This window comes from Streptomyces sp. NPDC001903, from assembly GCF_042891345.1.
In the GTDB taxonomy this organism is placed as follows: domain Bacteria; phylum Actinomycetota; class Actinomycetes; order Streptomycetales; family Streptomycetaceae; genus Streptomyces.
The window spans coordinates 1-17916 of the sequence record NZ_JBIASZ010000007.1; the positions used below are offsets into that span (position 1 = coordinate 1).

Genomic DNA, 17916 nt, shown 5'->3' on the forward strand with positions numbered 1-17916 from the left:
ATGGCCGCCGAAATCATCGCCAGCTCCCCCGACCTCGGACTCGGACTCGGCCAACTCCTCGAAAACGGCCGCAACAACATCGACCTCCCCGGCGTGTTCCTCGCCATCCTCCTCATCCTCGTCGTCGGCATCGCCATCGACCTCCTCATCTTCAGCCCCATCGAACGCCGGGTCCTGCGCACCCGCGGCCTCCTGGTCAAGAGCTGAGCCGCGCCATGCTTCCCCTCTTCCGCGCCCCCGCACCGGTGAGCGCCCCCGTCCTGCTCGTCATCGCCCACGGCAGCCGCGACCCGCGGCACGCGGCGACCGTGCACGCCCTCACCCGGCGGGTGCGGGCGCTGCGGCCGGGGCTGCGGGTGGAGACGGCGTTCCTGGACTTCGACACCCCGACGGTGGCGCAGGTGACCTCCGCCCTGTACCGGTCCGGCGTACGGGAGGTGGTGGCCCTCCCGCTGCTCCTGACCCGGGCGTTCCACGCGAAGTCCGACATACCCGCGGTGCTGGCCGAGGCCACCTCCCGCATGCCGGACCTCTCGGTCCGGATCGCGGACGTCCTCGGCCCGTCCCCGCTGCTGGTCGGCGCCCTGGAGCGCCGCCTCGCGGAAGCGGGCCTCGACCCGGCGGACCGGGCCACCACCGGTGTGGTGCTCGCGTCCGCCGGTTCCTCCGACCCGGAGGCGATCGCAGTGATCGCTGAAATCGCGCGGGAGTGGCGGCACACCGGTTGGTGCGCCGTGCGGCCTGCGTTCGCCTCCGCCTGCCTGCCCCGTACGGAGGACGCCGTACGGGCCCTGCGCGCCGAGGGCGTCCGCCGGGTGGCGGTGGCCCCGTACGTCATCGCCCCCGGGCGCCTGCCGGACCGCATCGCCGCGGGTGCGGAAGCCGCCGGGGCGGACCTGGTGTCCGGCGTCCTCGGCGCGGCCCCCGAACTGGCCCGCCTGCTGCTGCGCCGCTACGACACGGCCCCGCGCAGCGCGCCCCTCCTCGCCGCGGCCTGATTCCCGTTCGAGTGAACCAAGGGCTCGGGACGGTGGATCACGGGTAGTCCAGCCGCGAGGTTCCGTGCATCACACAACGGGATCGATCGTCCTGGCCGCCCCTGGAGGGCTGATGTCCATGTCACGCCGTACGCGCAAGCTCCTCGCCACGTCCGCCGCCGCCCTGATCCTGTCCGCCGCGGGGGCGGGTCTCACCGCCCCCGCGAACGCCGCCCCCTCCGGTGCGCCGAGTGCGGTGCGGGAGGTCAGGGCGGCCGGGTTCAACGCCACAGGCGTCTGGACCATCTACCAGAGCAACGCCACCGTGCGGGTGGACCTGCGGCAGGACGGCAGCGGGAACCTCTTCGGATCCACGTCGTCCGGGAACACCGTGGGGACCGTGCAGGAGGGCTCCGTCACCGGGAACGACATCTACTTCGTCGTCCAGTGGAACCACGGGCCCAAGGGCCGTTACACGGGCTCCCTCGGCCCGGACCGCCGGCTCTCCGGCATCACCGTCGACCTGAACAACCCGTCCAGCCAGGCCACCTGGCGCAGCGACCGCACCTTCTGACGCACCGCCGCTAGGCCGTGTCGGCCCTGGCCGCCGCCTCGTCGGCCAGGGCCGTCAGGTCCTCGATGCTCATCGCGCCCGGCGGAAGGCCTTCGCGGGCGAAGATGTTCGCCGCGTGGCGCAGGGTGTCGTTCACCGGGGTCGGGACCCCGTGGAGGCGGCCCAGCAGGGAGATCTCGCCGTTGAGGTAGTCCGCCTCGATGGAGCCGGTGCCCCGGCGCAGGGACTGCCAGGAGGAGCCGCCCCGTACGCCCGGGGGCTGGGCGACCTTGCCGTCCCGGGCCGCCGCCTGTTCCGCGTCGGAGGCGTAGGCGATCCCCGCCGCCCCGAGCACCGCCCGTCCCTCCCGCTGCGCGCGCAGCAGCAGGGCGGCCTTCGCCGGGTGCGGTTCGGGTCCCGTCGTCGCCTGGACCGCGTTGCCCAGGTTCCCCAGCAGCTTCGCGTACTTCCACCGCATCACGTCCTCGACGACCGGCGCCTCGAAGCCGGACTTCTCCAGGTCGGCCGCGATCCGCCGGGCCCGGGCGTCCGCTCCGCCGGCCGCCAGCCCGATGTGCAGGATGCCCGTGAGCGGCGCGCACAGCGCGGAGACCACGCCCGGCTCCAGGAAGGTGGCGGGCAGCCAGACGCAGACCCCGTACACGCGGGCGAAGCGGCGCAGCGCCAGCCGCTCGCTCTCCACCCCGTTCTGGGCGCACAGCACCGGCAGCCGCTGCGCCGCCGTACCGCCGCCCGCCACCTCCGCGTCGCCCCACGCGTCGAGCGCGGCGATCGCGTCCTGGGTCTTCACGGTCAGCAACAGGACGTCGTCGGGCCGCAGTTCACCCAGCTCCTCCGGTCCCGTGACCACCGGGATCCGGTGCACCCGGGCCCCGTCCGCCGTGGTGAGCCGCAGCCCGTCCGCCGTGAGGGCCTGCGCGTGCGGGCCGCGCGCGACGAGGACCGCCTCGGCGCCCGTCTCCGCCAGCCGTCCGCCGATGGTCGCGCCGATCGCCCCGGCGCCGATGATGATGTAACGCATGGTCCGGAGCCTGGCACATCCGGCGCCCTGCGTTACCGTCGGGGGCATGGTGGACGACGTGTTCCTTATCGGCGGAGAACTCCCGGTGCGGCGGCTCGGCCTCGGTACGGGCGGCCTGGTCGGCCCCGGCTACTGGGGTCCGCGCGGCAGCCGCGCCGAGGCCCGGACGCTGCTGCTCACCGCCGTCGAGCGCGGTGTCACGCTCATCGACACCGCCGACAACTACGGCCCCGACCTGGCCGAGGAGCTGATCGCCGAGGCCCTGCACCCGTACGGGGAGCGGCTCGTCATCGCGACGAAGGGCGGGGTGGTGCGCACCGGCCCCGACCGGTGGCACGCCGCGGGGCGGCCCGAGCAGCTGCGGGCGATGTGCGAGGCGAGCCTGCGCCGGCTGCGGGTGGAGAGCATCGGCCTCTACCAGCTGCACCGCTTCGACCCGGCGGTCCCGGTGGCGGAACAGCTGGGCGCGCTGGCCGCGTTGCGGGCGGAGGGCAAGATCCGGCACATCGGCCTGGACACGGTGACCGCCGAGCAGCTCCGGCAGGCGCTGGAGGTGGTCCCGGTGGCCGCCGTGCAGAACCCGTACAACCTGATGGACCGGTCCTCGGCGGAGGTGCTCGCGCTGTGCGAGGCGCGGGGGATCGCCTTCCTCCCGCACTACCCGCTGGGCAGCGGGGCCCTGGCGCGCGAGAGCGCGGCGGCGGTGGCCGCCGTGGCCGCCGAGCACCGGGCGGGGCCGGGGCAGATCGCGCTGGCCTGGCTGCTGCACCGGTCTCCGGTGCTGTGCCCGACGCCGGGGACCGGGTCCTTGGTCCACCTCGCCGAGAACCTGGACGCGGCGACCGTCCGGCTGACGCCGCGGGAGATGTCCGTACTGGACGCGCTCGGCCGGTAGCCCGGCGCCGTCGCGCCCGTCAGTCTGCCGTCAGCTCCACGAGTTTGGCGACGGTGTTCCAGTTGCGGGTCGTCGCGTCGATGCCCTTGAGGACGGCGGGCTTGTGGAGGGCCTCGCCCAGCTTGGAGCGGCCGAGGCCGTCCGGAGCGTAGAGGTAGACCACCCGGTCGCCGACCCGGTACTCCTCCGGGAGGTACGAGGGACCGTCGATCGGGGCGAACCGCTCCTCGCCGGGCTGCGCGGAGAGGAAGGTGGCGTGCAGCTGCCTGCCCTCCAGTTCGGCGGCCGGGAAGGGGCAGGCCTCGACGACGGCGCGCAGGTACTCCCCGTCGACCACCAGGCAGGCCACCGCGAAGCCGAAGCGGGCCTCGACGGCCCGCTCCAGCTCGCGGGCCAGGGCGGCCGGGTCCTTCTCGGGGCTCGCGAAGACGGCGTTGCCGCTCTGGAGGTACGTCTGGACTCCGGTGAGGCCGAGGCCCGCCAGGACCTCGCGCAGCTCGGCCATCGGGACCTTCTTGGCCCCGCCGACATTGATCCCGCGCAGCAGGGCGGCGTACTTCTTCGTGGTCATGACCGAACGATAGGACGGGGTACCGACAGTTCGGCCTCGATGAGGTCCGCGGCCCTTCGCGTACCGCCCTCGGTGGCCATCCGTGCGCGGACGGCCTCGGCGCGGGCGGCGACCTCGGGGTCCGCGACGAGTGCGAGGACGGCCTCCCGCAGGGTGCGGGCGTCGGCCTCCTCCCTGGGGAGGTGGCGGGCCACGCCGAGCCCTTGGAGCATGTCGGCGTTGCCGAACTGGTCGACGGCCTGGGGGACGGCGACCATCGGGGTGCCGGTGGCGAGGCCCTCCTGGCTGCCGCCGGCGCCCGCGTGGGTGATGAAGGCGTCGGCCTGGCGCAGGATGTCCAGCTGCGGAACCCAGCGGTGGACCTCCACGTTGGCGGGGACGGCGCCGAGCTCGGCCTCGTCGGTGAACCTGCCGATCTGGAGGACGACGTGCCAGTCGGGGAGGTCCCCGAAGGCCTCGACGCAGGCGCGGTAGAAGGCGGGCTGCCGGGTGAAGGTGGAGCCGAGGGAGACGAGCAGCACCTTCTTGCCGGCGGCCGCGGCCGGGCGCGCCCAGGTGCCCTGGGCGGCGCTGCGGTCGCCCTGGCAGGCGCCGACGAAGGTGTGGACGGTCTCGTCGACGCGGTCGGCGTGCGGCTGGAGGGCGCGCGGGATGAGCACGATGCTGCGGCGCGGCCGGCCGACGAAAAGGTCGCTGTCCTCATCGATGCCGTTCTCGTCGAGCCAGGCCCGGAAGCGGGCGTAGTACGCCCGCCCGCGCTCGGAGGCGCGCAGTCCGGCCGTCATCGGCTCGCCGACCTCCTCCTCGTACCCGGTCCAGGCGACCAGGTTCGGGGAGAGGGAGACGGCGGGCACGCCCCAGCGGTGGGCGAGGACGCGCGCCGGGTAGGAGGTGATGTCGTGGAGGACGAGGTCGGGCTCGTCGCCCTCGAAGGCCGCCGCCAGCTGCGGCAGGGCCTGGACGGCGTCCTCCAGGAACGGCTCGATGTTGTCGATGAGCTCGGTCCCCCAGGCCTCGGGCTCGTCGTCGGTGGGGAGGATGGAGTTCCAGATCACCGGCACGGCCCCGGTCTGCGCGACCTTCCCGGCGAAGGAGGCGGGGATGGCGTAGCTGACGCGGTGGCCGCGGGCGACGAGTTCCCGGATCACTTCGATGCTCGGGTTCACGTGCCCGTGGGCGGCGATGGAGAACATGGCGATGTGCGCGGGCTTGGCTGAGGTCATGCACCGAGGCTAACGAGACGATACGTCTCGTGCAACGCGGTTTTCCGGCCGCGCACGGGGCGGGGTGCGAGACTGGGCGGATCCACGAAGATCCGGATCCGGAGAGACACGGCATGGACGAGGCGCAGGCCAGGGACGTACTGACGGCGGCGGGCCTGACGGGGCCGGCCGGCCCGGCCACGCTGCTGGCGCTCGGCGAGAACGCGGTGTTCGCGGTGGGCGAGCTGGTGGTGAAGGTCGGCCGGGAGGCGGCGCTGCTGGGGCGGGCCGAGCGGGAGCTCGCGGTGGCGGCCTGGCTCGAAGCGGCCGGGGTCCCGGCGGTCCGCGCGGCGGAGCCGAAGGCGCGACTGGCGGCGGGGCACCCGGTGACGGTGTGGCACCGCCTCCCCGACCCGGTCCGCCCGGCCGGCCCCGAGGACCTGGCGGCGCTGCTGCGGCAGGTCCACGCCCTCCCCGCGGCGCCGTTCGCGCTGCCCGCGCGGGACCTGCTGGGCGGGGTCGAGCGCTGGCTCCGGCTCGCGGGCGAGGCGGTCGACCCGGCCGACGCCGCCTACCTGCGGGCCCGGCGCGACGCCTACGCCGGCGAGGTGGCCGCGCTCGCCCCGCACCTCCCGCCGGGCCCGATCCACGGCGACGCCCTGCCCCGCAACGTCCACGTGGGCCCGGACGGTCCGGTCCTGGTGGACCTGGAGACCGTCTCGGCCGACCTGCGCGAGCACGACCTGGTGGTGATGGCCCTCTCCCGCGACCGGTACGGCCTGCCGGCGCGGTCGTACGAGGACTTCGTGGCGGCGTACGGCTGGGACGTACGCGACTGGGAGGGCTGCGCGGTCCTGCGCGGCGCCCGCGAGACGGCCAGCTGCGCCTGGGTGGCCCAGCACGCCCCGGCCAACCCGAAGGCCCTGGCCGAATTCCGCCGCCGGGTCGCCTCCCTGCGCGACGCCGACCCGGAAACCCGCTGGCACGCCTTCTAGGAATGCCGTACCAAAGACGGCACATGAAACTGCACACCACGATCCACACCGCCCGCCTGGGCGCGGCGGAGTTCAAGGTCATCCGCCCGGCCCGGACCCCGGTCCACGCCCTGCTCGTCGACGACCCCTGGTACGTGAACGGCTGGTTCGACCGGGAAGCCGCACGGACCACCGCGGGGCTGTGGGCCCTGGCGGCCACCTCTCCCCGGTCGCTGGTCCACCTGCCGCTGCGGGCCAACGCCGCGCCGGCGGGCGAACCGCGGGACACGGGCGCGCGGCGCGCGCTCGACCTCGTCCTGCTGCACCACTCCCTGCAGTTCGCCCCCTCCCGGTGGAAGGAGCTGCGCGGCCGGCTCGGACCCGGCCGCCCCCGCACCGTGGAGCTGCCCTGCCCCGGTCCCGACGCGGAGCCGCACGCATCCGCGCGGTACCACCGGGAGGACCGGGACCGGTTCCGCCAGGCCATCCACAGCGAGACGCTGTTCATGACCGGCAGCGCCAGGACTTTCCGGGAGGCCGCCGGGCGGTTCGCCGACCTCGCCCGCACGGGCCCCGGCCGGGTGTTCAACCACGGGGGCAGGCACTACTGCCGGAGCGTGGACTGCGATCCCGCCGACCGCGACCTGCACATCGAGTACCGCGATGAGTGGCCGCCGTAGGGCGTGTCCCCAAGGTCCTGCCCGGCCCGGCACGCCCCTCGGGTCAGGCCGTCGCCGGGAGGGCGGTGCGCAGCGGCCAGTTGGGGTCGATCACCGCGTCCGGGGTGCCCTGGCGGCGGAGGTAGGACTGGAAGTCGCGGGCCCAGCGCTCGTGCCAGGCGCCCTGGCGGGCGTGCAGGGCGGCCGGGGTGAGCGCCGCCACCTCCGGGTGACGGGCGGCTATCGCACGGGCCACCTGCACGGCGGCCAGCGCGTCCGCGCCGGCGTCGTGCGCGGAGTCCAGGGTGACCCCGTACACCCCGCACACCGCCTCCAGCGTCCGCTTGCCGCGCCGGTAGCGGTCCACGGCCCGGTCGATGGTCAGCGGGTCCACCACGGGCCCCGTCCCTCCCCCGGGCTGCGCCGGGGCCGCCCCCGGCCCGCCCAGCCGGTCGGCCAGCGAGGGCAGTCCGTGCCGGGCGAGCTCGGCCGTCAACAGGGACAGGTCGAAGGCCGCGTTGTACGCGACGACCACCGCGCCCCGGCGCCAGTGCTCCACCAGCGCCTGCGCCACCTCGTCCGCGACCTCCCGCGCCGGCCGGCCGTCGGCCACCGCCCGCTCCGTGCTGATCCCGTGGATCGCCGAGGTCTCCTCGGGGATCGGTATCCCGGGATCCGCGAGCCAGCCGCGCCGCCCGCACACCTCGCCCGCCCGCACCTCGACCAGCGCCGCCGTCACGATCCGCGATTCCACCGGCTCCGTACCGGTCGTCTCCAGGTCGAATCCGATCAGCACACCGCCGTGCCAGTCCCCCATGCCGCGCCCCTCCCCCGCACTCCCCGTGCACCTTCGGTCTGTGACTTTCAGCCTGCCACGGGGCACTGACAGTCAGGACACCGGGCGGGAGTCCTCCCAGATCGACTCGAATTCCTCGCGGTACGTCGGGAACAGCCCGTGCTCCGCGTCCCGTGCCGGGCCGCGGGCGCCGCCGCCCCGCAGGACCAGCACCGGCGCCTCCATGCCGCGCGCCCGGCGCAGGTACGACTGCACCACGGCGATGCCCGAGGTCTCCCCCTCCACCAGGTACGCGGTGAAGCGGGGCGTCTCGTCGAAGACGTGGATCTCGAACCGCGAGGGGTCCCGCAGCCCCGCCCGCACCCGGCGCACGTGCAGGATGTTCATCTCCACCGAGCGGCTCAGCTCGCCCTTGCGCAGGCCGAGCTCCCGCTCGCGCCGCTTCACGGCGCTGCTGGCCGGGTTCAGGAAGAGCAGCCGGACCCGGCAGCCGGCCTCGGTCAGGCGCACGAGTCTTCGGCCCGAGAAGTTCTGCACCAGCAGGTTGAGCCCTATGCCGATGGCGTCGAGCCGCCGCGCGCCCCCGAACAGGTCCTCCGCGGGGAGCTGCCGCTGCAGCCGCACCCGGTCCGGGTGGACCGAGATGACGTCCGCGTACCGGTCGCCCACCAGGTCCTCGACGGCGTCGATGGGCAGCCGGTCCGCGCCCGGGGAGCCCGCGCCGCCGCCCAGTACCTCCAGCAGCCGCGCGGAGGCCCGCTCGGCCTGCTCCAGCACCGCCCGCGACAGGGCCCGGTTGCGGGAGACCACGTTGCGGGTGACCTCCAGCTCGTCGAGCGCGAGCTCGATCTCCCGCCGGTCGTCGAAGTACGGCTCGAAGCAGGGCCAGTGCTGGACCATGAGCTCCCGCAGCTGCGGGAGCGTCAGGAAGCTCAGCACGTTGTCGTCGGCCGGGTCCAGCAGGTAGCCCTTGCGACGGCTGACCTCGCGGACCGCGACGGCCCGCTGCACCCACTCCTGCCCGGCGGGCCCGGCGGCCGCGACCACCCAGTCGTCCCCTCCGTGCACGGGCTCGTAGATCGGGCGCAGCACGGCGCCGACGACGGCGCGCAGCCGCTGCTCGATCAGATTCAGCCAGATGTACGCACGGCCGGCCCGCTGCGCGCGGGTGCGGACCTCGCTCCACGCGTCCGCGCCCCAGTCCAGCTCGGCCCCGGCCCGCACACTCCCGGCCGCCGTCGGGGCCAGCGACACCGCCCCGGCCGGCACCCCCGTCGGCACGCCGCCGGACACCCCGCCGGGCGCACCACCGGGTGCACCTCCTGGGGCGTCCGCCGGGCCGCCCTCGTGACCGCTGTCACCAGGGGGCAGCTCCAGACCTCCCGAGCTCACCCGTGCACCGCCTTCTGCGTCTGGACGCCCGTCTCCAGTGATCACGGAAGGGTACTCCGAGCTCGGCGCCCGATGCAGCCCGATGGGGTGCGACGGGCCTTACCCGGGTGCTCCGTTGACCCATTATCGGATGCCCGCATAGTCCGCTGACCCGCATATCAGCTCTCCGGGTCACCCGGTAGGAGCATCCCAAGTCCCCGCGTGCGGGCCCACTTTCGGGGAAGATCTGGAACAGACGCGGTCCACGCCGGATCGGCACCGAGACATCAGCCCGCCAGCCGGGGGAACGAGGGGAAGAGCCGAATCCATGCAGGTCTGGCCGGGACAGGCGTATCCGCTCGGTGCCACGTACGACGGCGCCGGCACCAACTTCGCGGTCTATTCCGAGGCCGCCCGACGCATCGAGCTGTGCCTCCTCCACGACGACGGCTCGGAGACGGCGGTCGAACTGCGCGAGACCGACGCCTTCGTACGCCACGCCTACCTGCCCGGAGTGATGCCCGGGCAGCGCTACGGCTTCCGCGTGCACGGCCCGTACGAGCCCGAGCGCGGGCAGCGCTGCAACGCGGCGAAACTGCTGCTGGACCCGTACGCGCGGGCCATCGCCGGGAGCGTCGACTGGGGCGAGGAGGTGTACGGCTACCACTTCGGCCGGCCCGATTCGCGCAACGACCTCGACTCGGCCCCGCACACGATGAGTTCGGTCGTGGTGAATCCGTACTTCGACTGGGCCAACGACCGCCCGCCGCGCCACGAGTACCACCACACCGTGCTGTACGAGGCGCACGTCAAAGGGCTGACCATGCGTCATCCCGACCTGCCCGAGGAGCTGCGCGGCACGTACGGGGCCCTCGCCCATCCGGCGGTCATCGGGCACCTCACCAAGCTGGGGGTGACGGCGCTGGAGCTGATGCCCGTACACCAGTACGTCAACGACCACCGGCTGGTCGACGACGGGCTCAGCAACTACTGGGGCTACAACACGATCGGCTTCTTCGCCCCGCACAACCGCTACGCCTCCGGCGACCGCGGCCAGCAGGTGCTGGAGTTCAAATCGGCGGTGCGGGCCCTGCACGAGGCGGGGATCGAGGTCATCCTCGACGTGGTCTACAACCACACCGCGGAGGGCAACCACCTGGGCCCGACGCTGTCCTTCCGCGGGCTCGACAACGCCTCGTACTACCGCCTCACGGACGATCCCCGGCACTACATGGACACCACGGGGACCGGGAACTCGCTGCTGATGCGCTCCCCGCACGTGCTCCAGCTGATCATGGACTCGCTGCGCTACTGGGTCACCGAGATGCACGTGGACGGCTTCCGCTTCGACCTCGCCGCCACCCTCGCCCGGCAGTTCCACGAGGTGGACCGGCTGTCCTCGTTCTTCGACCTGGTCCAGCAGGATCCGGTGGTGAGCCAGGTGAAGCTGATCGCGGAGCCCTGGGACCTGGGCGAGGGCGGCTACCAGGTGGGGAACTTCCCGCCGCTGTGGACCGAGTGGAACGGCAAGTACCGCGACACCGTACGGGACTTGTGGCGCGGGCAGCCGCGCACCCTCGCGGAGTTCGCGGGACGGCTGACCGGCTCCTCCGACCTGTACCAGGACGACGGCCGGCGCCCGCTGGCCTCCATCAACTTCACCACCTGCCACGACGGATTCACCCTGCACGACCTCGTCTCGTACGACGAGAAGCACAACGAGGCGAACCGCGAGGGGAACCGGGACGGCGAGACCCACAACCGGTCCTGGAACTGCGGGGTGGAGGGACCCACGGAGGACCCGGAGGTCCTGGAGCTGCGCGAGCGCCAGATGCGCAACTTCACGGCCACGCTGATGCTTTCGCAGGGCGTGCCGATGCTCAGCCACGGAGACGAGTTCGCCCGCACGCAGGGCGGCAACAACAACGCGTACTGCCAGGACAACGACCTGTCGTGGGTGAACTGGCCGGAGCCGGGCAAACCGGCCCCCGCCCTGCTGGAGTTCACCCGGCGGATGGTGTGGCTGCGGCGCGACCACCCGGTGTTCCGGCGGCGCCGGTTCTTCCACGGCCGGCCGGTGGAGGGGACCGACGACGAGCTCTCCGACATCGCCTGGTTCACCCCGCACGGGGAGCCGATGCGGGCCCGCGACTGGCAGGCGCAGCACGCGCGCTCGTTGACGGTGTTCCTCAACGGGGAGGCGATCTCCGAGCCGGGCTCGCGCGGGGAGCGGATCACCGACGACTCGTTCCTGCTGATGTTCAACGCGGGCGCCGATCCGCAGGAGTTCACGATTCCGGCCGGGCACGGCGCGCAGTGGCGGCTGGTCGTGGACACGGCGCGGGCGGACGTACTGCCACCCGGAACCGGACCGCAGTACGCGGCCGGGGACCGGGTGGCGCTGACGGGGCGGTGCCTGGTGGTGCTTCAGCGCCCGGCGTAGGAGGAGCCGGACGCGGCCCCCCGCGCGGGGCCCGGCTCCCGCGGGGAGCCGGTCTGCTGCGCCGGGATGAACACCTTCGGCGCTGCGGGGTGCGCGCGGGCGGCCGGCACGCGGGTCGCGAGGGCGAGGACGAGGGACAGCGCGGCCGCCCCGACGGCGACCGCGAAGGCCCCGGCGGGCCCGTACCACTCGGCGAGCCGCCCGGAGGCGGCGAGCGCGGCGGCCTGCCCGGCCACGAGCGAGCTGGCGGCGAAGGCCATGGACTCGGCGAGCCGGGCGGGCTCCACGACCCGCTCGGTGAGTGCGAACGCGGTGATCAGGTGCGGGGCGTACGCGGCCCCGAGCACCGTGACGACCGCGTACAGCGGCCACAGGGCGTCGGTGAAGAGCAGCGGTACGGAGAGCACCAGCGCGGCGGCGGTCGCCGCCCGCCAGCGCACCCGCAGCCCGATGCGGGCGGGCAGCGCGCCGAGCGCGAGGCCCACGGCGGCGCTGACCACGCCCATCGCGGCGTACACGATGCCCGCCTGGCCGGGGACGCCCAGACGAGCGGTAAGGGCGGCTATTCCGGCCTGGCAGGCGCCGAACATGGCGCCCTGGAGGAGCAGGGAGCCCCGTACGGCGTACACGACGCGCGGGTGGCGGGCGGAGCGGCGGGCCGCGCCGGCGCCGGCGCCCGCCCCGGCCTCGGCACCGGCACCGGCACCGGCACCGGCCCCGGCTTCCTCCTCGCGGCCCGCCTTCGGGCCCGCCCCGGCCGTGACGGCGGCGGTGGGGTGCAGGGCGAAGGCGGTGCCGAAGACGGCGACGAGGGCGGCGGCCCCGCCGAGGGCGATCGCGGGGTGCGCGACCAGCGCGGCGAGTCCGACGAGGGCCGGCCCGAAGACGAAGGAGACCTCGTCCAGGGTGCCTTCGAGCGAGTGGACGGCGCCCACCACCCCCTCGTCGGCCTCGGCGCGGTGGGCGAGGGCCACGGAGCGGGTACGGGCGAGCGGCCCGATCAGCGGTACGGAGGCCCCGGTGACGGCGCCGATCGCGGCGAGCGGGGCGGTCGCGAGCCCGCCGAGGGCCCCCGCGACCAGGGCCCCCGTGGCGACGGCGTTGACGGCCGCGGCCGCCAGCACCACGGGCCGCTGCCCGTACCGGTCGGCGAGCCGGCCCAGGACGGGCCCGAAGACCACCTGCCCGGCGGAGAGGGTGCCGCCGACGATGCCGGCGGTGGCGAGCGAGCCGCTGGTCTCGGCGACCAGCAGCACGCTCCCGAACTGGGACATCGCGACGGGCAGTCGCGCGAGGAAGGAGAGGAGCGGGAGGAGGGGCCCGGTCAGGGCGATGACTCTTCGATAGGTGTTGACGGTTCCGGCCACTTGATCAACGCTAACCCGGTGGAGTCACCCGGATGCATTGGGTAATGGCACGGAATCCGGGAAGGTGGGTACGTACGTTCTCATGAGCCAGCCGTATGCGCGCATCCAAACGGAATCTGATGTTCTGACAGCCGTCACTCAGGCGACATCCGCGGCCCCGACACCCGCACCGGCTCCCGGCCCGCGGTCGACGTACCGCCTCCAGCTCCGGCCGGAGTTCCCCTTCTCGTCGGCCGGGGAGGCCGTACCGTACCTCGCCTCGCTCGGGGTGTCACACCTGCACCTGTCGCCGGTGCTGGAGGCCGTCCCCGGCTCGGCGCACGGGTACGACGTCACCGACCACACCCGGGTGCGGGCCGAGCTCGGCGGCGAGGCCGGACTGCGCGCGCTGGCCGCGACCGCCCGGGGTCACGGGCTCGGCCTGGTGCTGGACATCGTCCCGAACCACATGGCGGTGCCGGCCCCGCTGCGGCTGAACGGCCCCCTGTGGGAGGTGCTGCGCGACGGCCCGGACTCCCCGTACGCACGCTGGTTCGACATCGACTGGGAGGCGGGCGGCGGACAGGTGCTGCTGCCGGTGCTCCCGGGCCCGCCCGAGCCGGACGCGTTCACGATCGACCGGGACCGCGGCCTGCTGCGCCACGGCGAGCTGGAGTTCCCGCTGCGGGAGGGGACCGCCGGGCTGGCGCCCGCCGAGCTGCTGGCCGCCCAGTGGTACCGGCCCGCCTGGTGGCGCGCGGCCCGCACGGAGCTCAACTACCGCCGGTTCTTCACCATCGCGGAGCTGATCGGGGTCCGGGTGGAGGATCCGCAGGTGTTCGCGGCCACCCACGCGAAGGTGCTGGAGCTGGTGCGGGACGGGGTGGCCGAGGGGCTGCGGATCGACCACGTCGACGGGCTGGCGGACCCCGAGGGGTACCTGCGGCGGCTGCGGGCGGCCGTGGGCGACGGATGCTGGGTGGTGGTGGAGAAGATCCTGGCCCGCCACGAACGGCTGCCGCCCGGCTGGCCGGTGGCGGGGACCACCGGGTACGACGCCCTGAGCCGGGTGGACGGGGTGTTCACCGATCCGGCGGGGGCCGCGGAACTGGCCCGCCGGTACGCGGAGTTCACCGGAAGCCCGGAGTGGGAGCAGACGGCCCGGGCGTGCGCGCGGGAGGTGCTGACCGGAGACCTGGCGGCCGAGCTGGCGGCACTGGAGCGGGCCGCCGGTCCGGGACTCGCCCAGGGCGTCCGGGAGTTGTTGATCGCCTATCCCGTCTACCGGCCCTACCCGGGGGAGCCGGAGCTCGACCGGCAGGCCCTGGCGGAGGCCGCCGCTCCGGCCGGTCCGGGCCCGGTGGCCGGCGTACGGGACCTCGTGCTGGGCGATCCGGCCTTCGCGGCGCGCTTCGCCCAGACCTCGGCGGCGCTGCGGGCCAAGTCGCTGGAGGACCGGGCCTTCTACCGGCACGCCCCGCTGCTGTCGGCCACGGAGGTCGGCGGGGATCCGGGGCAACCGGCCCTGCCGCCGCACGAGTTCCACGCGTACTGCGCCGCGCTCGACCGGGACTGGCCCCGCTCCGGGACGGTGCTGTCCACGCACGACACCAAGCGCAGCGCGGACGTGCGGGCCCGGATCTCGGTCCTCTCCCAGGCCCCCGAGGTGATGGGCCGGCCCGCCGGGCCCGATCCCCAACTCGCCTGGGTGGCCCGGCAGACGGCGCTCGGCCTCGGGGCGGTCCCCGAGCGCGCCGAGCGCCTCGGCCAGGCGCTCCTCAAGGCCGTCCGCGAGGCGGCCCTGCACACGAGCTGGACCGACCAGGACCCCGCGTACGAGGCCACGGTCGCGGGGTACGCACCGGACGACCCGGAGCTGCCCGCCGGGCTGGCGGAGGCGGCCCGGGCGAACCTGCTCGGCATGGCGCTGCTGCACCTGGCGATGCCCGGGGTCCCGGAGGTCTACCAGGGCGCCGAGACGGAGTACCGGGCCCTGGTCGACCCCGACAACCGGCGCCCGGCCCTCTTCCCGCGCGAGGCACTGGCCCGGCTGGACGCCGGGGAGCCGCCGCGGGGGCAGGCGCAGGAGAAGCTGGAGCTGACGGCCGCCCTGCTGCGGCTGCGGCGGGACCGGCCCGAGCTGTTCACCGGGTACGCCGCGCTGGCGGCCCGGGGCGCGGCGGCGGAGCACTGCCTGGCCTTCGCCCGCCCCGCCGGGCTCGTCGCGGCGGCCACCCGGCTCTCGCACCGGCTGGCCGGGGCCGGGGGCTGGCGGGACACCGTCCTGGTCCTCCCGCCGGGGCGGTGGACGGCGCTGCTGGAGCAGGGGAGCTCCTCCGCGTACCAGGGCGAGGTCCGGCTCGCGGAGCTGCTCTCGGCGCGGCCCGTCGCCCTCCTGCTGCGCGAGGACGGGGGCGGCTGAGGGGGGTCCGGGGGATCATGCGGGTGGCCCTCGCGGCAAGGCGTTGGCCAGGGGTTTCCGGGAAGTGTGGGGCGCGCGGAGCAGTAGGGGGCGTGCGCGGCGGGCATTGCATGAGACGTGACCCTCCTCCGTGACATCTGCTACCCCACACCATCCGAACTCGCGCTGGCCGCCCGCGCCCTGGCGGACGAGCACCCCGGCCGGGTCCGGCTCCGCCAGGCCGGCACCTCCCGGGCCGGCCGGCCCCTGTGGCTGCTCTCCGTCGGGCCGGGCGGCGGCCCGAGCGGCGCGTGCGTGCTCGTCGTCGCCGGGGCCCACGCCAACGAGCCCGTCGGCGGCGCCACCGCCCTCGCCCTCGCCCGGCGCGTCCTGCACGAACCGGCGTTCCGCGCGGGCCGCGGCTGGCACTTCCTGCTCTGCGCCGATCCCGACGGGGCGGCCCTGCACCGCACGCCCCGCCCCCGCTCCCTGCTCGACTACCACCGGAACTTCTTCCGTCCCCCCGGCCCGGAACAGCCCGAGTGGGCGCCCTCTTTACTGCCCCCGGACCGGCTGCCGCCCGAGACCCGGGTCCTGACCTCCCTCATCGACGAGCTGCGACCCCTCCTGCAGGTCTCCCTGCACGGGACGGACCTCGGCGGCTCCTGGGTCCAGCTCACCCGGGACATACCCGGCCTGGCGGAGCCGTTCGCCAAATCGGCCGCCGAGCTGCGGATCCCGGTGGAGACCGGAGCCTCGGACGCGGCCGGCTGGCACTCCCCCGGGCCCGGGATCTTCGTGATGCCGCAGCCCGGGGCCGGACCGGGCGGGGCGTTCCACCCGGAGGACACCCGGCTCAGCACCTGGTACCACGCCCACCGGTACGCCGGCACCACGGCCATCGTCGAAGTCCCCATGTGGGCCTCGGACCTGGTGGACGACCCCGCCCCGCACCCGGACCCGCGCGGCGCCCTGCGGATCCTGGCGGGGCGGCTCGCCGCCGACGCCGCGCTGGTGGCCCGCGTACGGGACCGGGTGCCGGTGGCGCCGGATCCGGGCGCGGATCCGGCGGCGGGTCCCGCCGCCGGTCCCGGCGGGCGTGCGGTCCCCGGCGCGGACGCCGATGCGGCCGCCCTGCTGCGCGCCGTCGACTGGACGCTCGCGCTGATCCCCCGGATCACCGTGGAGTGGACCGGCCCCGGAGCCCCCGCCGAGGCCACGGCGGCCGCCATCACCAGCATCGACGCCTTCGGGCGGCGGCTGTCCCTGCGCGCCGCAGCGATGCTGCTGCGGGTGCTCCGGGCCCAGGGGCACCCGGCGGCCCCGGGGCTGGACCGGCTCGTCACCGGCTGGTGCGAGGAGTTCGCCGCCCGGTTCCGGGCGCGCCGGATCCCGGTGGCCACCCAGGTCGAGCACCAGAGCCGTACGGTCCTGGCCGCGTACGAGCGCCTCGTCGCGGAGGGACCGCAGGGGGCCGGCGCGCCCGCCCGGCCGGCCGAACCCGACGGGACGGTCAGTGCGTAGCGGCCGCCGCGGCCTTCCCGGGCCGCGGCGGCACGGACAGGGTGTAGCGGCGCTTGGGCGCGCCGGCGGCCCCGAGCCGGTCGTAGAAGCGGATCGCGCCCTCGTTCCAGTCCGGGGTCTGCCACTGGACCTGGTCGAGGCCGAGCGCGCGGGCGAGGTCCGCCACCCCGTCCATCAGGGCGGCGCCGAGGCCGTGGCCGCGGGCCCCCTCGGCGAGGTAGAGGCAGTCCATGTGGAGGTAGTGGCGGGCGTCCCAGAACGCGAACTCGGCCGAGCAGGCGGCGTATCCGGCGACCGATCCGTCCGGGGCCTCGGCCAGCAGCACCCACAGCCGGGCGCCGTCCGCGAACAGCTGCGGCCCGAGCCGGTCGGCGAGGTCCGGGGGCCGGGGCGCGGACTTCTCGTACGCGACGTGCTCGTGGACGAGCTCGACGAGGCGGGGCAGGTCCTCGGGGCGCGCGGCGCGCACGACGGGCCGGTGTTCCTTGGGGTCTTCAGCTTCCATGGGCACCATCTTCGGCCCCGGCACGACGGGCGGGGCGACGGGGCCTTCCCGGTCCGAACGACACGGCCCCCATGCCTACACCCGCTAGCTCGACGAGAGCCGGAAGTTCATCCGGCCGAAGCCGATCTGGTCCCCGTCCCGGACCGCCACCGAGCCGGTCACGCGGCGGCCGTTGACGGTGGTGCCGTTGGAGGAGCCGAGGTCCGTGAGCACCCACACCCCGTCGCGCATCCCGAGCTCGGCGTGGACCCGGGAGACCGTCTCGTCGGTGAGCCGCAGCCCGTTCCCGGGGTCGCGGCCGATCCTCAGGGCGCGGGCGCTCGGGTGCGGCAGCAGGAGCTTGGGCAGCCGCTCGGCGTTCCAGGCGCGCCGGACCCCGGCGGACACGGCCGAGGCCCGGCCCACCCAGGCGAAGACGCGGCGGGTCCACGGGCCTTCGCCGCCCCCGCGGCTGCCGAGGTCGGCGGTGAGGACCGCGAGGTCCTCGGAACGGCGGGCGACGAGGGCGAGTTCCATACGTCGCAGGAACGTGTCGTGGGACAGCTTCCCGAGGGCCGCACCCTCGCGGAGCTGCTCCAGCGCCCGGTCGCGCTCCGCGTCCGAAAGGCGCGGTACCGGGAAGGCGGGGAACTCGAAACTCGACGTCACAGGGTGATT

Annotated in this window: 15 protein-coding genes and 2 pseudogenes; 9 read left to right on the forward strand and 8 right to left on the reverse strand. The window is 74.9% G+C overall.

The genetic code is table 11. The features are described from left to right. The 3 genes and pseudogenes from ACFYZS_RS17515 to ACFYZS_RS17525 all read left to right on the forward strand — a co-directional run. Nucleotides 1–207, forward strand: a pseudogene (locus tag ACFYZS_RS17515) (ABC transporter permease); the annotation flags it as partial. A gap of 38 nt (nucleotides 208–245) precedes the next feature. Continuing rightward, complete coding sequence (locus ACFYZS_RS17520; protein WP_389013444.1) at nucleotides 246–998, forward strand: sirohydrochlorin chelatase; 753 nt, start codon at nucleotides 246–248, stop codon at nucleotides 996–998. 112 nt (nucleotides 999–1110) lie between these two features. Then, on the forward strand, nucleotides 1111–1551 hold the full coding sequence (locus tag ACFYZS_RS17525) for a hypothetical protein (protein ID WP_389012719.1): 441 nt from the start codon (nucleotides 1111–1113) through the stop codon (nucleotides 1549–1551). 10 nt (nucleotides 1552–1561) lie between these two features. Here the strand turns inward: ACFYZS_RS17525 and ACFYZS_RS17530 are convergent, their stop codons facing one another. Then, a complete protein-coding gene (locus ACFYZS_RS17530) occupies nucleotides 1562–2572 on the reverse strand; it encodes a ketopantoate reductase family protein (RefSeq protein ID WP_389012722.1) in 1011 nt (336 codons plus the stop codon). Nucleotides 2573–2618: 46 nt separating this feature from the next. On the opposite strand from ACFYZS_RS17530, the gene ACFYZS_RS17535 reads away from it, so the two are divergent. Next, nucleotides 2619–3467 (forward strand): aldo/keto reductase, encoded by an 849-nt coding sequence (locus ACFYZS_RS17535; RefSeq protein WP_389012725.1) that lies wholly within the window; start codon nucleotides 2619–2621, stop codon nucleotides 3465–3467. Nucleotides 3468–3486: 19 nt separating this feature from the next. On the opposite strand, the gene ACFYZS_RS17540 is transcribed toward ACFYZS_RS17535, so the two are convergent. Further along, nucleotides 3487–4038 (reverse strand): DUF1697 domain-containing protein, encoded by a 552-nt coding sequence (locus ACFYZS_RS17540; protein WP_389012728.1) that lies wholly within the window; start codon nucleotides 4036–4038, stop codon nucleotides 3487–3489. Continuing rightward, nucleotides 4035–5296, reverse strand: a pseudogene (mgt, locus tag ACFYZS_RS17545) (macrolide-inactivating glycosyltransferase). Before mgt ends, ACFYZS_RS17540 begins: the two are co-directional and overlap by 4 nt. 78 nt (nucleotides 5297–5374) lie before the next feature. On the opposite strand from mgt, the gene ACFYZS_RS17550 reads away from it, so the two are divergent. Both ACFYZS_RS17550 and ACFYZS_RS17555 read left to right on the forward strand, forming a co-directional pair. Beyond that, complete coding sequence (locus ACFYZS_RS17550; protein WP_389012731.1) at nucleotides 5375–6235, forward strand: phosphotransferase enzyme family protein; 861 nt, start codon at nucleotides 5375–5377, stop codon at nucleotides 6233–6235. 23 nt (nucleotides 6236–6258) lie between these two features. Beyond that, nucleotides 6259–6894 carry a hypothetical protein gene (locus ACFYZS_RS17555; RefSeq protein WP_389012735.1) on the forward strand — a complete coding sequence of 212 codons (636 nt, stop codon included), beginning with the start codon at nucleotides 6259–6261 and terminating at the stop codon, nucleotides 6892–6894. A gap of 43 nt (nucleotides 6895–6937) precedes the next feature. On the opposite strand, the gene ACFYZS_RS17560 is transcribed toward ACFYZS_RS17555, so the two are convergent. Continuing rightward, entirely contained in the window at nucleotides 6938–7690 is a 753-nt protein-coding gene (locus ACFYZS_RS17560; protein ID WP_389012738.1) for a 3'-5' exonuclease, read from the reverse strand. Nucleotides 7691–7762: 72 nt separating this feature from the next. After that, on the reverse strand, nucleotides 7763–9061 hold the full coding sequence (locus ACFYZS_RS17565) for an SAV2148 family HEPN domain-containing protein (RefSeq protein WP_389012741.1): 1299 nt from the start codon (nucleotides 9059–9061) through the stop codon (nucleotides 7763–7765). Between the two features lie 307 nt (nucleotides 9062–9368). Between ACFYZS_RS17565 and glgX the strand changes: the two genes are divergently transcribed. Next, the gene (gene glgX / locus ACFYZS_RS17570) at nucleotides 9369–11483 is read left to right on the forward strand and encodes a glycogen debranching protein GlgX (RefSeq protein ID WP_389012744.1); all 2115 of its coding nucleotides are present in this window, start codon (nucleotides 9369–9371) and stop codon (nucleotides 11481–11483) included. Here the strand turns inward: glgX and ACFYZS_RS17575 are convergent. Then, complete coding sequence (locus ACFYZS_RS17575; protein WP_389012747.1) at nucleotides 11468–12850, reverse strand: MFS transporter; 1383 nt, start codon at nucleotides 12848–12850, stop codon at nucleotides 11468–11470. The genes glgX and ACFYZS_RS17575 overlap by 16 nt on opposite strands. An 82-nt stretch (nucleotides 12851–12932) precedes the next feature. Between ACFYZS_RS17575 and treY the strand changes: the two genes are divergently transcribed. Together treY and ACFYZS_RS17585 are read left to right on the forward strand one after the other, a co-directional pair. Next, nucleotides 12933–15251, forward strand: a complete 2319-nt coding sequence (treY, locus tag ACFYZS_RS17580; RefSeq protein ID WP_389012749.1) for a malto-oligosyltrehalose synthase — start codon at nucleotides 12933–12935, stop codon at nucleotides 15249–15251. A gap of 117 nt (nucleotides 15252–15368) precedes the next feature. Then, nucleotides 15369–16754 (forward strand): M14 family zinc carboxypeptidase, encoded by a 1386-nt coding sequence (locus tag ACFYZS_RS17585; RefSeq protein ID WP_389012752.1) that lies wholly within the window; start codon nucleotides 15369–15371, stop codon nucleotides 16752–16754. Here ACFYZS_RS17585 and ACFYZS_RS17590 read toward each other — a convergent pair. Beyond that, entirely contained in the window at nucleotides 16744–17259 is a 516-nt protein-coding gene (locus ACFYZS_RS17590) for a GNAT family N-acetyltransferase (RefSeq protein WP_389012754.1), read from the reverse strand. The genes ACFYZS_RS17585 and ACFYZS_RS17590 overlap by 11 nt on opposite strands. Before the next feature lie 84 nt (nucleotides 17260–17343). Continuing rightward, nucleotides 17344–17907: a DUF1707 and FHA domain-containing protein gene (locus tag ACFYZS_RS17595; protein ID WP_389012756.1), complete on the reverse strand. Its 564-nt coding sequence runs from the start codon at nucleotides 17905–17907 to the stop codon at nucleotides 17344–17346. Nucleotides 17908–17916: the final 9 nt, after the last annotated feature.

Coding starts and splice junctions, on each gene's coding strand:
- ACFYZS_RS17530 (WP_389012722.1), bottom strand. CDS start 2,572: ATGCGTTACATCATCATCGGCGCCGGGGCGATCGGCGCGACCATCGGC.
- ACFYZS_RS17540 (WP_389012728.1), bottom strand. CDS start 4,038: ATGACCACGAAGAAGTACGCCGCCCTGCTGCGCGGGATCAATGTCGGC.
- ACFYZS_RS17555 (WP_389012735.1), top strand. CDS start 6,259: ATGAAACTGCACACCACGATCCACACCGCCCGCCTGGGCGCGGCGGAG.
- ACFYZS_RS17550 (WP_389012731.1), top strand. CDS start 5,375: ATGGACGAGGCGCAGGCCAGGGACGTACTGACGGCGGCGGGCCTGACG.
- treY (WP_389012749.1), top strand. CDS start 12,933: ATGAGCCAGCCGTATGCGCGCATCCAAACGGAATCTGATGTTCTGACA.
- ACFYZS_RS17525 (WP_389012719.1), top strand. CDS start 1,111: ATGTCCATGTCACGCCGTACGCGCAAGCTCCTCGCCACGTCCGCCGCC.
- ACFYZS_RS17560 (WP_389012738.1), bottom strand. CDS start 7,690: ATGGGGGACTGGCACGGCGGTGTGCTGATCGGATTCGACCTGGAGACG.
- ACFYZS_RS17590 (WP_389012754.1), bottom strand. CDS start 17,259: ATGGAAGCTGAAGACCCCAAGGAACACCGGCCCGTCGTGCGCGCCGCG.
- glgX (WP_389012744.1), top strand. CDS start 9,369: ATGCAGGTCTGGCCGGGACAGGCGTATCCGCTCGGTGCCACGTACGAC.
- ACFYZS_RS17535 (WP_389012725.1), top strand. CDS start 2,619: ATGGTGGACGACGTGTTCCTTATCGGCGGAGAACTCCCGGTGCGGCGG.